Source organism: Streptococcus oralis, assembly GCF_003944215.1.
Classification (GTDB): domain Bacteria; phylum Bacillota; class Bacilli; order Lactobacillales; family Streptococcaceae; genus Streptococcus; species Streptococcus oralis_BI.
The window spans coordinates 41,959-57,254 of sequence record NZ_RJVZ01000007.1; the positions used below are offsets into that span (position 1 = coordinate 41,959).

Sequence of the window (15,296 nt, forward strand, 5' to 3'; positions counted from 1 at the left end):
GCGGACTGATTATTCTAATTTTTCAAAGTAAAACTCCCAGAATTGACTGGGAGCTAACTTGTTTCTATTTTATTGATGTATATTTCAACCGTCGTCCCTTTTGAAGGGGCAGAATCAATCTTCATCTGATAGTTTTCTCCAAAATGAAGTTTGAGCCGTTGGTCGACATTTTGAAGACCAACTCCTCCACGTTTGAGGTTACTCTGACTATTATCGCCAGTATTTTGGAAACCAACTCCATCATCCTCAATGCGGATGACTAGTCCTGAATCCTTTTTCTGGACAGAAAGTTTAATATGGCCCTGACCTTCCTTTTCCTTGATGCCATGGTAAAGAGCATTTTCCACTAGAGGTTGCAACACCAGCTTGGGTAAGACTAGGTTACCAAAAGCAGGATCTTCATCAATCTCATACTCCAGCTTATCACCATAGCGTTGTTTCTGGATAAAGAGGTACTGGCGGACATGATTGATTTCATCAGAAAGAGAAATCAAATCCTTTCCTTGATTGAGCGCCAAGCGGAAATAGGTTGCCAAAGACTTGGTCACCTGAACCACTCGCTGACTATCCTGAAACTCAGCCATCCAGATGATAGTGTCCAAAGTATTATAGAGGAAATGGGGGTTAATCTGGCTCGACAAGGCTTGAAGTTCATACTGCCGGGTCGCTTCTTCCTGCCTGCGCACATCTGCCATCAACTGATCAATCTGATCCAACATGGCATTGAACTGGCGAGTCACTTCTCTCAGTTCATAGGCGCCAGCTTCTTTAGCACGCAGATTTTGTGTACCAGAAGCAATTTCCAGCATGGTTTCTCTCAGATCCTTCAAAGGGGCAATCCAGCGTTTGAGACTAAACCACACCAAGCAGAGACAGGCAAGAAGAGATAAGGCACTAGCACCAAGCAAGGTCCACATGAGTTGACTCCGAACCTGGTCTAACTTCTCCAGCGAAGACACGCCTATAACCGTCCAATCAGTCCCTGCAATCTGTTCCTGACTGACGTAGGATTGGTGGTCCAGCGTATAGCCCTGCCCCGTCTCGATGTAGGGTTTCATGGCCTCCATTTCACTCGCTGAGCTATAGACAGTACGTTTAGGATGGTAGACAAATTCATGGTTTTCATTGATGATAAAGGCAAAGCCCTGCTGGCCCAACTGGAGTTGGTTGAGATAGGCTTCCAGAGTTTCATAGGAAATATCCAAACGAAGTACGCCAAGATTGGCTCCCTTTGTATCGACAAGTTCCTGAGTGACAGAAATGACCCACTGACTGTCTGATTTACGAGCTGGTGTCAAAACTGGCTTAGCTCCCTGATGAATGGCCTTTTGGTACCAATCCTCAGCCATCATATCAGAGGAGGTTTTCATCTGCACACTATCATCTGTAGAAATAACCTGACCGGATTTGGTGACCAGTACCACCGTTTTCAAGTCCTGGTCTGCCTTTAAGATGGTCAAAAACAGATCTCGGATTTCCTTTACCTTGTCTTGACTGGGATTCTCAGCATAGGCTAGGACATCTGCCTGCTGGGTCAAACTTGTAGAGGTGGTTTCTAATTTTTTGATATAAGACTGAATAAAGTGGCTAGTTTGGCTAATGGTCGTTTGGCTATTACCCTCGATAGTAGCCTCAATAGCTGATGAACTAGATTGATAATAGAAAGTCCCAACCACAGCTAGTAGAATGAGAAAGACCAGAAAGATGGAAATAACCATTCTGACTAAAAGAGAAGAACGCTTCATCGACCTTCTCCCTTCTTAAACTGACGAGGCGTCACACCTGCAATCTGTTTAAAACGTTGGGTAAAGTAGTTCATATCTTCAAAACCAACCTTTTCGGCTATCTCATAAATCTTTAAATCCGTGGTCAGAAGCAAGAGCTTGGCTTGTTTGACACGCTCTCTCACCAGGTAATCCTGAAAAGGCAGGCCCAACTCTTTCTTAATCAAGGAGCTCAAATAAGTCGGACTAAAGCCCAAGTCACTGGCCAAGCTCTTTAAACTAAATTGACTGTCAGCCAGATGAGACTGGATCTTCTGGGCCATATTTCCTTCAAACTTATCAGTCAATAAATCTTGTAACTGCTCTTCCTTTTCTTCCTTGTCTAGTTTTTGCTTGATTTTCCCTAACATTTCCTCAATATCCTGACGAGAAAAGGGCTTGAGCAAGTAGTCATCCACACCGAGTTTGACAGCAGACAAGGCATAATCAAAATCATCGTAACCCGTCAAAAATACCAGATGCACCTGGGGATAGGTTTCTCGGACCAGCCTGGCCAACTGGATGCCATTTAGCTGAGGCATATTGATATCGGTTAAAATGATATCCGGCACCTGCTTTTGAATCAATTCCCAAGCCTGTCTTCCATTTTCAGCCTGACCGATGATTTCCATATCGTAGGCTGCTACATTAACCAGCTTGGTCAATCCTTGTCTTACCAGATATTCATCTTCTACGATTAAAATTGTGTAGGTCATGCTCTGCTCCTTTGTCACTTACTAGTATCAGTATAGCAAAATTCTCCTCTAACTACTTAGGAAATCCCTCTTAATCAACATAATCTAGTAAATAAGCATAGCCTTTTTCTGCCATTTGGTCTTTGGGAATAAAGCGGATAGAAAGACTATTGATACAGTAGCGCAAGCCTCCCTTGTCCTTTGGTCCATCCGTAAAGACATGACCAAGGTGAGAATCTCCAACTCGGCTTCTTACTTCCATGCGCGTCATATTGTAAGACTTATCTTCCTTGTAAGTGGCAACATCCGGGCTGATAGGTTGAGTAAAACTAGGCCAGCCACAACCAGACTCAAACTTGTCCTTTGATGAAAAAAGGGGTTCACCAGTTGCCACATCCACATAGATACCGGATTCAAATTTATCCCAATAGCGGTTTGAAAAAGCTCGTTCTGTTTGATTTTTCTGGGTAACTGCATACTCCTCAGGTGACAAGGTCTTTTTCAATTCTTCATCGCTTGGTTTGGGATATTTGCTGGCATCGATGACGGGATAGGCAGCCTGATTGACATTGATATGACAGTAGCCATTTGGATTTTTCTTGAGGTAGTCTTGGTGGTGATCCTCAGCCACCACAAAATTCTTCAAGGTCTTCTTTTCAACTGCCAGAGGTTGGTCATATTTTTTAGCAACTTCATCAAATACCTGGTTAATCACCTCTAAATCCTTGTCATCTGTGTAATAAATACCAGTACGATACTGGGTTCCCACATCATTTCCTTGTTTATTTTTGCTGGTTGGATTAATGATGCGGAAGTAATGAAGCAGGATTTCCTTGAGGGAAATTTGGTTAGCATCATAGGTGACATGGACGGTTTCCGCATGTCCTGTTTGATTGATCAATTCGTACTTGGTTGTTTCCCCTCTACCATTTGCATAGCCTGAAACGGCATCTGTCACTCCAGGCACGCGTGAGAAGTATTCCTCAACTCCCCAGAAACATCCCCCAGCAAGATAAATTTCGTGCAAGTCTGCGTCTTTACTGACTTCTGTTTTTTTCACTGTTTTTCCTCCCTGGCTAACTGATGCTTTCTCAATTTGCGAGCTATCTGTCTGCCCTGCATTTCGCATCAATAGAAAATAGAAACCGGTTATGGCTAGGAGAATGACCCCTGCCAAGACAAACAATTTTACTTTATCATTCATGATCTTTCTCTACCCCATTTCTTTCAATTCTTTTAAAATCATATCCTTATCCATAAAACCTGGTTGCGTTTTGACCAGCTTGCCTTCCTTGTCTATAAAGGCTTGAGTCGGGTAAGAACGAACACCATAACTTTCCAAAAGTTTGCCTGACGGATCAATTAGAACTGGGAAATTTTTATAATCCAAGCCCTTGTACCAGTTTTTAAAGTCCGCTTCTTCTTGTTCTCCCTTGTGACCAGGAGACACCACTGTCAAGACCACGTAGTCATCACCTGCATCCTTAGCAATTTCATCCGTATCCGGAAGGCTAGCCAGACAGATGGAACACCAAGAAGCCCAGAATTTAAGATAGACTTTCTTGCCTTTGTAGTCAGATAAACGATAGGTCTTACCATCTACTCCCATCAGTTCAAAATCAGCGACTGCCTGACCTTTAGTCGCAGTTTGCGCACCGACTTGTTCTGTTTTGGTTTGCTCCTTCATAGTTGATTCGTCTGACATGTTTTTAGCCGAACAAGCTGCCAAGCAACAGATTGAGCCTACTCCAAGGAGACATGTTTGCCATTTTTTCATTTCTTTTTCCTCTCTATTCAAATAATGTAGTCAAAATGGAAGCATTCCCCAAAAGCACCAAGATTCCCATCACGATAATGAGGAAACCACCCACTTTTTTGAGGGTCCCGAGGTAAGGATGGAGTTTTCGGAAATGTTTCAAAACATAGCTGGAGGCGAGAGCTAGAACCAAAAATGGTAGCGCCAAACCTAGCGTATAGACCAACATGAGACCAGCTCCCTGCCAAGCACCTGAACCACCTGAAGCCGCCAAGGCTAAAACAGACCCCAGAACTGGCCCCACACATGGCGTCCAAGCAAAACTAAAGGTCAACCCCAGTAAAAATGCCTGACTATAGCCCTTACCCTTTTGTCCCTGTCTCTTTAGTTGTAGCCTTCTTTCCTTGTAGAGTCCTTGAAAATGTAAGACTTCCATCTGGTGCAAGCCCAAGAGAATGATAACAGCACCCGTCACATACTGAAACCAAGAGGCATACAGCAAATTGCCTAAAAAACCAGCTCCATAGCCCAGTAAGATAAAGATAAAAGAAATCCCCGCTATAAAGGCCAGAGTTCGCAATAAACTAACAAGTGAGATTGAAAATTTTTCGCTAGAAGCCTGAGAACCATCTTTGTCATCCAACAAGACCCCTGCATAAACTGGTAACAAGGGCAAGATACAGGGAGAAAAGAAGGAAAGAATTCCAGCAAGAAAAACACTGATAAAAAAGAATACATTGTCCATATCTTTTCACTCTTCTTTCTTTTGATAAGTCTATTATAATTCCCAAGTCTAAGAAAAAACAGGGACAATGATAGGGAAAAATAGGAATTTAATCAGCTTATTTAAAAATCATGCGCAAAAAAAGCCAGACAAGGTCTGACTTTGATAGAAACGGAAAAGAAAATTCACTACTCTTCTCTGCTTATCTGATAATAAATAAGGTCCGCAACCTAGTCTTTTCTCTCTACACCATTGGCAACCGTCTTAAGATAGGACATTCCAGCCTTCTCCATCACACGGCCTGAAGCTGGGTTAAGACTGGCGTAACGAGCTCTGACCTTTTGAAAGCCTGCTTGAGTAAAACAAAAGTCTAACACAGCTTTCAAGGCCTCCGTCATCATACCACGACCCCAATAATTTTTTCCTAAAATATAGCTAATTTCACAAGAAGAATCATTCTCATCCATCTCAACGATGCTGATATCTCCTATCACTTGCTCTGGGTTTTCTTTAATCCTGAATTGTCAAATTAAGTGCACATTTTCTTCATAGAAAACTTCATAAGGTGTTTTCCAGTTGAGACACTTTCGTGGCCTATTATTTAGTTTATTCTCCCACAGCTGAATGGTGTGCTCGTCAATGAATGTTAAGTCGCTCCCTTTGGGAAAATATTCTCGTAGTAATCCATTAGTATTCTCATTTGTTCCTCGTTGCCAAGGCGCATGAGGAACGGGAAAATAGACTTCTACCTTTAATTTTTCGGTCAAGTCCTGATGCTTCGTGAATTCTTTTCCTCTATCTGGAATGACGGTTTCTTCCGGCAAGGGCGCCAACATTTTTACCATACTTCTATCACCAACTTGCTTTTCTTGACAGCTATCTTCTGGATTTTTAGAAAACGAGAATAACGATCCGTTAGAGTCACTAAACAAGCTTTTCCAGTTTTCCCTGCAACCGTATCTGTTTCCCAATCACTGATCCTAGCTCGCTTGTTTGCTTCTTCGGGTCTTTCGTAAATGGTATGAGAAATAGGAAATTCCTAGCCTATTTATTCTGCATTTGTCTGAATGTAAGCAGCAATGACATCTGATGTGTACTGGGCTGTACCAGGTCCAAATTTGTCAATGTTTTCCTTAAACTCTGGGTTGTAGACGTATCCTTTACCGATATGACCGAATACATCAACGGAGCAGTCAAATCCATAAGTTCGAATGGCTTGCAAGAGTTTAGCAGCTTCTTCTTGATTTTCGTCTGCTGTTGCAGCTAGTCCATTTTTAAGATTTTTAGCCAAAGCTTGAAAGACTTGGTTAAAGGCGGCCGTAGCCTCGTCTTCGTGATCTTTTTGGCGCTCGAGAGCTTGGTTCATGACTTCTTGTCCATATTTTTCTACCGCCTCTTGGTGGTATTTTTGATTGTCTTGATAGCTAAATCCAGTGAATTTTTCCTCAATCGTCATTTTTCTTTCTCCTTTTTGTTCTTGAATGGTTTTTTGTAAGGTGGAAATCAAGGTATCCAGATGTTGCCTTTCGCGAGTTAGATAGTCCAACTGCCTAGTCAAATGGGGCAATAAATCTGTCCTTTCTTCCTTTAATAGCTCTGCTATTTTTTCTAAAGAAAAGCCTAGATACTTGTAATACAGAATGACCTGAAGGTGTTCCAAATCCTCTTGACTGTAGGTTCGATAGCCGTTTTCCGACTTTAACGGAACCAAAAGTCCTATCTTATCGTAGTGGTGCAGGGTCTTGACAGAGACACCTGAAAGCTGCGCAGCTTCTTTTATATGGTACATGATTTCCTCCTTACAAGAATAGTATAACCCCTCCCCATAGGTCAGAGTCAAGCGTTTTTACGAAATTTTTTTAACTTTTTGAGAAAGCTGTGAAAACTTGAAAATGGTTTTCTTGACAGACATCAGAAAACATGGTAGGATAGTCAAGTCTATCAATCAAACAGAAGGCTCATAAAGAGCCATTGAGAGAAGGCTATTTGACAACTCAAGTAGCCTTTTCTTATTTTAAAAAACGAGATTGGAGTTTCAACTATGTCAGAAAAATCACAATGGGGCTCGAAACTAGGCTTTATTCTAGCATCTGCTGGTTCAGCCATCGGGCTTGGTGCCGTTTGGAAGTTTCCCTATATGACTGCTGCAAATGGCGGTGGAGGCTTTTTACTGGTCTTTCTCATTTCTACCATTTTAATCGGTTTCCCGCTCTTGCTTGCTGAGTTTGCCCTTGGCCGTAGCGCTGGCGTTTCTGCTATCAAAACCTTTGGAAAACTTGGCAACAATAACAAGTACAATTTTATCGGTTGGATTGGTGCCTTTGCCCTCTTCATCCTCCTATCCTTTTACAGTGTCATTGGAGGATGGATTCTAGTCTATCTGGGTATTGAGTTTGGGAAATTGTTCCAGCTTGGTGGAACGGGTGATTATGCTCAGTTATTTACTTCAATCATTTCAAACCCAGCCATTGCCCTAGGAGCTCAAGCTGCCTTTATCTTATTGAATATCTTTATTGTATCACGTGGGGTTCAAAAAGGGATTGAAAGAGCTTCGAAAGTCATGATGCCCCTGCTCTTTATCATCTTTGTCGTGATTATCGGTCGCTCTCTCAGCTTGCCAAATGCCATGGAAGGCGTTCTCTACTTCCTCAAACCAGATTTTTCAAAACTAACTAGCGCTGGTCTCCTCTATGCTCTGGGACAATCTTTCTTTGCCCTCTCACTAGGGGTTACAGCCATGCTGACCTATGCGTCCTACTTGGACAAAAAAACTAATCTGGTCCAATCAGGGATTTCCATTGTAGCCATGAACATCTCAGTATCCATCATGGCAGGTCTAGCCATTTTCCCAGCCATGTCAGCCTTCAATATCCAGTCTGAAGGGGGACCAAGCCTGCTCTTTATCGTCTTGCCTCAACTCTTTGACAAGATGCCCTTTGGAACCATTTTCTACATCCTTTTCCTCTTGCTCTTCCTCTTTGCGACGGTCACTTCTTCCGTCGTGATGCTGGAAATCAATGTGGGCAATATCACCAATCAGAATAACAGCAAACGTGCCAAATGGAGTGCCATTTTAGGAATCTTGACCTTCGTCTTTGGGATACCTTCAGCCCTATCTTACGGTGTTATGGCAGATGTTCACATCTTTGGAAAGACCTTCTTTGATGCCATGGACTTCTTGGTTTCCAATCTTCTCATGCCATTTGGAGCTCTCTGCCTTTCACTTTTTACAGGCTATATCTTTAAAAAGGCTCTTGCTATGGAGGAACTCCATCTCGATGAAAGAGCCTGGAAACAAGTACTTTTCCAAGTCTGGCTCTTCCTTCTTCGTTTTATCATTCCAATCATCATCATCGTGGTTTTTATAGCCCAATTTATGTAATCAAAAAGGACTTGAGTAGTGAACTCAGGCCCTTTCTTTTTATGGATGACTAACAATCAATTCCAAACCTTGCCCTTCCAGAGTCCAAGCTTCAACATCACTTGGTAGGATAAAGTGGCTCCCTTTTTGGATTGGATAGTTTTTCCCGTCAACAGTTAGTTGACCTTGACCAGCCAAGACACTCAACAAGCTGTAGTCAGCTGTCTTTTCAAAGTTAACTTTTCCAGTAATTTCCCATTTGTAAACTGCGAAGAAATCATTGGATACAAGGAGAGTGGAACGTAGATCATCTGCTTTGACAGTGACAGGTCGGCTATTGGCAGGTTCTCCAATGTTTAAAACATCGATGGATTTTTCAAGATGAAGTTCACGCAAGTTGCCCTTGTCATCCTTGCGGTCAAAGTCATAGACACGGTAGGTAGTGTCACTAGACTGCTGGGTTTCAAGAATCAAGATACCTGCACCGATAGCGTGCATGGTACCACTTGGCACATAGAAGAAATCTCCAGCCTTAACTGGCACTTTTGTCAGTAAGGCATCCCAGTTCTTGTCCTCAATTTGCTGGCGGAGTTCTTCTTTTGACTTGGCATTGTGACCATAGATAATCTCTGATCCCTCATCCGCTGCGATGATATACCAGCATTCTGTTTTTCCAAGTTCGCCTTCGTGTTCTAGTCCATAGGCATCGTCTGGGTGAACTTGGACGCTAAGCCAGTCGTTGGCATCGAGAATTTTAGTTAAGAGAGGAAATACTGGTTCTGGACGGTTGCCAAACAACTCACGGTGTTCCGCATACAAAGTAGCAAGGTCTGTTCCCTCGTAGCGTCCATTGGCTACCTTAGAAACTCCATTTGGGTGGGCTGAGATAGCCCAGTATTCCCCGATTTTTTCACTTGGAATGTCGTAACCAAACTCATCACGTAGCTTGGTCCCACCCCAGATTTTTTCTTGCATAACTGATTGTAAAAATAATGGTTCTGACATGTCGATCTCCTGTCTGATTTTTCTCCCCTCATTATAGCAAAAAAAGAGTTCGAATTGAACTCTTTTTTCTATTTTATAAAGTAGGGAGAAGATTTTGTAAAAATAGTAACGAAACAATCTCTTACTTGATGGAGGAACCCCTAAAGCAGCAATCAGAAAGCTCGCTGTCAACGGCTATTCTCCTCAACTCTCATTAGACTTTCTTTACTTGAGAATCTATTTTTATGTACAAAAAAGACTGAAACCAGTCTTCTTTTTAAATCAAAGCTGTGATAGCCGTTACCAGACCAAAAATGATACCTGGCGCATTAGCAGCCGCAAGGGGAATATCTCTTTCTTTCTTGAAAAGACCGTAGTAAACCCAGAGACTACAGTTGATGGCTGCAACCAAGGGCTGGATAAAGTTCCCTTTTTGACCAGCCAGGTTGTTCATAATTTGCGGGAAGTAAGAGACGTACATCATAACAGACATGAAGGTCGCTACCCAACCCAAAACTTTCATTTGTTTTTCAGACATTTTCAAAACCTCTTTCATTTTTATGAATCATATTTTATAATCTTTTTTCAAAACAATCAAGTCTTTAAAACTTTTGTTATAAAGATATAAACTATCACAATCTTGTTATAAGAAAGAGGGAACAGAAAAAAGACCGAATTGCTCCGTTCTGTTTACTCAATCAAATATTAGAAAATGAATACTCCTTTTCAATGAATCGATTGATTGATGGTAAATAAGCCGTTAGAAATTATTGACAGTATCGAAATTTTCTAGTAAAATGAATTTTGTTAATACCTAAATGGTGTGTAGTTTTCTATCAACATAGTCAGGAGAAAAGGAACTTATGCTAAAAAAATTTAATGAATTGTCACTGAAAGATAAGGCTTATCTAATTGGCGGTTTGAGCTTATTAGTCATTGTGATCTCATTTGGTCTACTCAATCGTCAAACAGTAACTGTCAGTCTTGTCTTTACACAACTATCTGCTCCCTTGATTTTGGTGATTTTTACTTGTCTAGTAATCGGGATCATTGCTGGTAGTGCTATTGGTATTAGCTATCACCATAACAAGACTCAAGATCTGAGAAGCCGCATTGCTGAAGCAGAAGCGACTATCAATATAAAAGACAGGGAGCTTGTCCAGTACGAGGAACAGGTGCAACAATTAAAACAGGAAGCCAAACAATAAGTGTAGAAATCATAACCACCCGTGAAAACGGGTGGTTTTTTGTCTCGCACCTAACGGAGCGAGACGGACTGAAAGTCGCATAAATACAAAAAAGATCGAATTGCTCCGATCTTTTTAAGTTTCACTCCAAGAATGTTTAGATAAAAAATTTGATAATAGAATTACCTACTTCATACGATAAAAATCAATCACTAGACCAGCAGGCCCTTTAACTAATAAGGACTCTGTTCCCCAATCGGTTACAGTTGGTCCGTTTAAAACCTGGATACCAAGTTCTTTCAACCGTTGGTAATTCTGGTCTACATCCTCAACCTCGATATGAAGAATGATTCCTGACTGAAAATCTTCCAAAGGAATCAAATGATTTTGGGACAACATCAGACAGTGACTGCCAATCGTAAACTGAGCAAAACTGTCATCAACATAATCGGGCTTTTTATCCAAAATACGCTCCAAGTCAGCACAGACTTGGGGAACATCTGAAACGATAATATCTAATTGATTTAAATTCATTTACTATCCTCCAGAAAAAGACCGGATTGCTCCGATCTTTTTAAGTTCCACGAAGGAATTATTTAATTGCGCGTGATTGCAATCCTTCTTCTTCCAAGAAGAGGCGGAATGGTACGAGTTCTTCTGCTTCGTATTTTTCCTTGAAGTCTTTGATTGCTTCTTCTGAGTGAAGTTTTGGATCCAATTCAAGTACTTCTACTGGAAGTGGACGGTGTTGCGTGATGCGGGCATCGATGACAACAGTTTTACCTTCTTTGTTCAATTTAACAGCTTCTGCAACAACTGCATCGATGTCTTCGATACGGTCTACTGTAAACCCTACAGCACCTTGCGCTTCAGCGATTTTCGCATAGTCAGCATTAGGGAAGTCACAACCAAACAAGTGTTTGTTTGTGTCTTCGTATTTGTCCTTGATGAAGGCATATTTACCATTTGAAAAGACAACGTTGATAACTGGAAGGTCGTATTGAACGTTTGTGATAACGTCTGGGTAGCACATGTTGAATGCACCGTCACCCATGATGTTCCATACTTGGCGATCTGGATTGTCTTTCTTAGCAGCGATACCACCAGGAAGGGCAATACCCATTGTCGCAAAGAGTGGAGATGTACGCCACATGTTCTTAGGTGTCATGTGAAGGTGACGAGTAGATGTTTGAGTAGTGTCACCTACGTCGATTGAGTAGATAGCGTCTTGATCAGCGTGTTTGTTGATGGCATTGTAGACTTGGTACAATTGCAACTCACCCTCTGTTTTACCTTCGAGTTTGTTCATGTAATCACGCCAGTTTTGGTTGTTCTTAACGTTTGCACGCCACCATGGAGTAGATTCTACTGTATCTACCTTGTCAAGGATCGCTCTCGCTGCTTGACCTGCATCACCAAGGATAGAAGCATCAAGGGCATGACGTTTACCAAGTTTGTAAGGGTCGATATCGACTTGGATGAATTTTTCAGTGTTCTTGAAGGCTTCGTAAACTTCAGCAAATGGGAAGTTTGAACCAAGGAAAAGAACTGTGTCTGCTTCGAAGACCACTTCGTTGGCTGGTTTCCAACCAACACGGTAAGCAGAACCTGTCAAACCTTCGTAGTTCCATTCAAACGCTTCAAAGTTTTTACCAGTTGTGATGATTGGTGCTTTGATTTTACGTGACAATTCTGTAATCACTTCACCAGCTTTGACACCACCGTAACCAGCGTAGATAACTGGACGCTCAGCATTGTTCAAGATTTCAACAGCTTTGTCGATTTCAACTTCGTTCAAAGCAGGAGCGATGAATGAACGTTCGTATGAACCTGAACCGTAGTATGAGTTTTCATCGATTTCTTGGAAACCGAAGTTTACTGGGATTTCAACAACGGCTGGACCTTTTTTAGAAACTGCAGCACGGCAAGCTTCGTCAATTACTTTTGGCAATTGCTCAGCGTAAGCGACACGTTTGTTGTAGACAGCGATACCGTTGTACATTGGGTTTTGGTTCAATTCTTGGAAAGCATCCATGTTGAGTTCGTTGACTGGACGTGATCCAAGGATAGCAAGGAATGAAGTGTTATCCATAGCTGCATCGTAAACACCGTTAATCAAGTGAGTCGCACCTGGACCACCTGAACCTACTGCAACCCCGATTGAGCCACCGAATTTAGCTTGCATGACCGCTGCAAGAGCACCTGTTTCTTCGTGGCGAACTTGCAAGAAGCGGATATCTTTGTCTTCAGCCAAAGCATCCATAAGTGAGCTGAGTGTTCCTGATGGGATACCGTAGATTGTGTCTACGCCCCATGTTTTCAATACGTTGAGCATTGCTGCTGATGCAGTAATTTTCCCTTGAGTCATAATAACTCTCCTTCAAAATAATTTCATACATTTACAAAAAGCGCTTTTATATGTTGTTTGAAAGCGATTCAGTAAATTTACAATCCTAATTTACCACATTTACTTTGAGTATCCTAAGAATGTGCTCAGAAGTTTTCATTCTCTATTACAGTACAGCTTGAAAGCGCTTTTTAGAACTGTTTTATAATAAAAAGCGAGCAAGCCCGCTTTTAGTCTATTTTACTAAAGTTTAGTAAGAGTGAACTGGTCAGAACAGATACAGAACTAAAGGCCATGGCTAGACCTGCCAGTTCTGGATTGAGCACCAGACCAATCCCTGAAAAGACACCAGCTGCAATCGGAATTCCGGCGACATTGTAGATAAAGGCCCAAAAGAGGTTGAGCAGAATTCGATTGAAGGTTTTCTTGCTCATGTCAAAGGCACGAACCACTCCTAGGAGGTTATTAGTTGTCAACACCAAATCTGCTGACTCGATGGCAATATCTGTTCCAGCTCCCATAGCAATCCCCACATCTGCTACACTGAGGGCAGGAGCGTCATTGATACCATCACCAACAAAGGCTACTTTTCCAGCTGATTGTAGTTTATGGATTTCATGGGCTTTTTCTTCTGGCAAGACACCTGCAATGACCTCTTCGATTCCAATCTGATCGGCAATAGCACGCGCCACGCCAGCATTATCCCCTGTCAGCATGACTGTTTTAAGACCTCGTTTTTTCAACTGACTGATGGCAAGCTTAGCATTTTCCTTAGGAATATCTTGCAGAGCAAGCAAGCCTTTGATTTCATTGTCAACAGCCAAGAACACAACTGTCTTAGCTTCTTTTTCTAGTTCTTCTAGTTTTTCTTGATAAATGCTAGAAATATCCATGCCATCCAGCATTTTAGCATTTCCAAGCAAAACTTGTTTTCCATTGATTTGCCCTGAAACACCTTTTCCGTGCAAGGCTTGGAAATTTTCCACAGTGTGAAGCTCAAGTCCAGTTTCAGTCGCTCGCTTGACAATGGCCTCAGCCAGTGGGTGTTGAGAAGCTTCTTCCAAGGAAGCTGCCAATCCAAGCACTTCTACTTCGTCGCCGATGATATCTGTGACCACAGGTTTCCCTTCCGTCAAAGTTCCTGTCTTATCAAAAACAATAGTTTGGACTTTCTGGATTTCCTGTAGAACCGTTCCATTTTTGAGGAGAACTCCCATCTTGGCACTGCGACCTGTCCCCACCATAAGGGCTGTCGGTGTTGCAAGTCCCAATGCACAAGGGCAGGCAATAATCAGAACTGCTACTCCATAGAGAAGCGAAGACACAAAGCTCGCTCCAAGCACAACTACACTATCCCTGAGCAAGACGAACCAAACCCAAAAGGTCACAATCCCTAAAATGACAACTGCTGGGACAAAAATCCCTGAAATTTTATCCGTCAAGTCCTGAATCGGCGCACGACTTGTCTGAGCTTTCTTCACAAAATCCACAATCTGAGCCAAAACAGTCTCTGAACCAACTTTTTCTGCTCTAAAAACAAGTGTTCCACTATTATTGATGGTTGAACCAATGACGGTATCTCCAACTGTCTTGTCCACAGGCAGACTCTCACCTGTCACCATAGACTCATCAATACTAGAGACACCTTCCACTACGATACCATCAACCGCAATCTTTTCACCGGGACGCACTCGAATCAGGTCACCTACCTTGACTTGCTCCAAGGGGACTTGAACATAGTTATCCTCACGCAAGACTTCTGCAGTTTTAGCCTGCAAGTCAAGTAATTTCTCCACAGCTTGGGAAGTATTTTTCCGCATTTTCTCCTCAAAAACGGCTCCCATAAGAACGAAGAAGAAGATAAATGCAGCACTTTCAAAGTAAACGGGGAGACCAGCGAAGAGGGCAACTAAGCTATAGAAATAGGCCACTAGGGTTCCCAGAGCAACCAAGGTATCCATGTTGGCATTGTGCTTTTTAAAACTAGCCCAAGCACTTTGGATATAAGGACCACCTGCTACTAGCATAATCGGTGTTGTGGCTAAAAAGGTTCCCCAACGCATGACTTGGTGACTAATTCCTCCTGTCGACATACCAATCATGAGAATCACAAGAGGCACAGTAAAGATACTAGTAATCCAAAAACGCTGTAAAAGTGATAGAGATTTTCGAGTCTTCTCAACTACGGTATAACTCCCCTTTTGCATCTTCATACCACAAGAAAATTCATGTTGACCTAATTCTTGAGGTGTAAAACGAATGACTTTCTCCTCATCTACGCCGATTGGTTCCAAAATGCCTTCTTCTTCAAACAGAATTTCCTTGTAACAGTTTGAAGGAGTTGCTCGATGAAAGGTAATCTCAGCTGGAATCCCTTTTTGAAGCTGGATATGGGCTGGATGATAGCCTTTGTCTGCCATGATACGGATTTTTTGAACACCATTTTCAAGACTTGCTTTTACAATTTCAGTCATATCAT

Annotated in this window: 13 protein-coding genes and 2 pseudogenes; 2 read left to right on the forward strand and 13 right to left on the reverse strand. The window is 42.1% G+C overall.

Annotated features, from left to right (window positions below; translation table 11 throughout):
• Positions 1–53: 53 nt before the first annotated feature.
• The 8 genes and pseudogenes from D8804_RS05305 to D8804_RS05340 form a co-directional block, all read right to left on the reverse strand.
• Positions 54–1,745 carry a cache domain-containing sensor histidine kinase gene (locus tag D8804_RS05305; RefSeq protein WP_125399050.1) on the reverse strand — a complete coding sequence of 564 codons (1,692 nt, stop codon included), beginning with the start codon at positions 1,743–1,745 and terminating at the stop codon, positions 54–56.
• Positions 1,742–2,479: a response regulator transcription factor gene (locus D8804_RS05310; protein WP_125399051.1), complete on the reverse strand. Its 738-nt coding sequence runs from the start codon at positions 2,477–2,479 to the stop codon at positions 1,742–1,744. The genes D8804_RS05305 and D8804_RS05310 overlap by 4 nt, the downstream gene beginning before the upstream one ends.
• A 70-nt stretch (positions 2,480–2,549) precedes the next feature.
• Positions 2,550–3,662, reverse strand: a complete 1,113-nt coding sequence (gene msrB / locus D8804_RS05315) for a peptide-methionine (R)-S-oxide reductase MsrB (protein ID WP_125399052.1) — start codon at positions 3,660–3,662, stop codon at positions 2,550–2,552.
• A gap of 9 nt (positions 3,663–3,671) precedes the next feature.
• The gene (locus tag D8804_RS05320) at positions 3,672–4,235 is read right to left on the reverse strand and encodes a redoxin family protein (RefSeq protein ID WP_125399053.1); all 564 of its coding nucleotides are present in this window, start codon (positions 4,233–4,235) and stop codon (positions 3,672–3,674) included.
• Between the two features lie 13 nt (positions 4,236–4,248).
• Positions 4,249–4,959, reverse strand: coding sequence for a thiol-disulfide oxidoreductase-associated membrane protein CcdA2 (ccdA2, locus tag D8804_RS05325; protein WP_125399054.1), 711 nt, complete (start codon positions 4,957–4,959; stop codon positions 4,249–4,251).
• A gap of 209 nt (positions 4,960–5,168) precedes the next feature.
• Positions 5,169–5,453: pseudogene (locus tag D8804_RS05330) on the reverse strand (GNAT family N-acetyltransferase); the annotation flags it as partial.
• A gap of 9 nt (positions 5,454–5,462) precedes the next feature.
• A pseudogene (locus D8804_RS10480) lies at positions 5,463–5,968 on the reverse strand (IS30 family transposase); the annotation flags it as partial.
• 18 nt (positions 5,969–5,986) lie between these two features.
• On the reverse strand, positions 5,987–6,727 hold the full coding sequence (locus tag D8804_RS05340) for a MerR family transcriptional regulator (protein WP_125399055.1): 741 nt from the start codon (positions 6,725–6,727) through the stop codon (positions 5,987–5,989).
• 252 nt (positions 6,728–6,979) lie between these two features.
• On the opposite strand from D8804_RS05340, the gene D8804_RS05345 reads away from it, so the two are divergent.
• Positions 6,980–8,320: a sodium-dependent transporter gene (locus D8804_RS05345; protein WP_125399056.1), complete on the forward strand. Its 1,341-nt coding sequence runs from the start codon at positions 6,980–6,982 to the stop codon at positions 8,318–8,320.
• A gap of 39 nt (positions 8,321–8,359) precedes the next feature.
• On the opposite strand, the gene manA is transcribed toward D8804_RS05345, so the two are convergent.
• Together manA and D8804_RS05355 are read right to left on the reverse strand one after the other, a co-directional pair.
• Positions 8,360–9,304 (reverse strand): mannose-6-phosphate isomerase, class I, encoded by a 945-nt coding sequence (gene manA / locus D8804_RS05350; RefSeq protein ID WP_001294306.1) that lies wholly within the window; start codon positions 9,302–9,304, stop codon positions 8,360–8,362.
• A 256-nt stretch (positions 9,305–9,560) separates the two neighbouring features.
• Positions 9,561–9,821 (reverse strand): SemiSWEET family transporter, encoded by a 261-nt coding sequence (locus tag D8804_RS05355; protein ID WP_001291475.1) that lies wholly within the window; start codon positions 9,819–9,821, stop codon positions 9,561–9,563.
• Positions 9,822–10,146: 325 nt separating this feature from the next.
• Here D8804_RS05355 and D8804_RS05360 point away from each other — a divergent pair, with 325 nt between their 5' ends.
• Complete coding sequence (locus D8804_RS05360) at positions 10,147–10,491, forward strand: lipopolysaccharide assembly protein LapA domain-containing protein (protein WP_000913393.1); 345 nt, start codon at positions 10,147–10,149, stop codon at positions 10,489–10,491.
• 165 nt (positions 10,492–10,656) lie between these two features.
• On the opposite strand, the gene D8804_RS05365 is transcribed toward D8804_RS05360, so the two are convergent.
• The 3 genes from D8804_RS05365 to D8804_RS05375 all read right to left on the reverse strand — a co-directional run bounded on the left by D8804_RS05365 (position 10,657) and on the right by D8804_RS05375 (position 15,291).
• Positions 10,657–11,004, reverse strand: a complete 348-nt coding sequence (locus tag D8804_RS05365; RefSeq protein WP_001052638.1) for a VOC family protein — start codon at positions 11,002–11,004, stop codon at positions 10,657–10,659.
• A gap of 58 nt (positions 11,005–11,062) precedes the next feature.
• Positions 11,063–12,838, reverse strand: a complete 1,776-nt coding sequence (spxB, locus tag D8804_RS05370; RefSeq protein ID WP_125399057.1) for a pyruvate oxidase — start codon at positions 12,836–12,838, stop codon at positions 11,063–11,065.
• 209 nt (positions 12,839–13,047) lie between these two features.
• Positions 13,048–15,291 (reverse strand): heavy metal translocating P-type ATPase, encoded by a 2,244-nt coding sequence (locus D8804_RS05375; RefSeq protein ID WP_125399058.1) that lies wholly within the window; start codon positions 15,289–15,291, stop codon positions 13,048–13,050.
• Positions 15,292–15,296 lie beyond the last annotated feature (5 nt).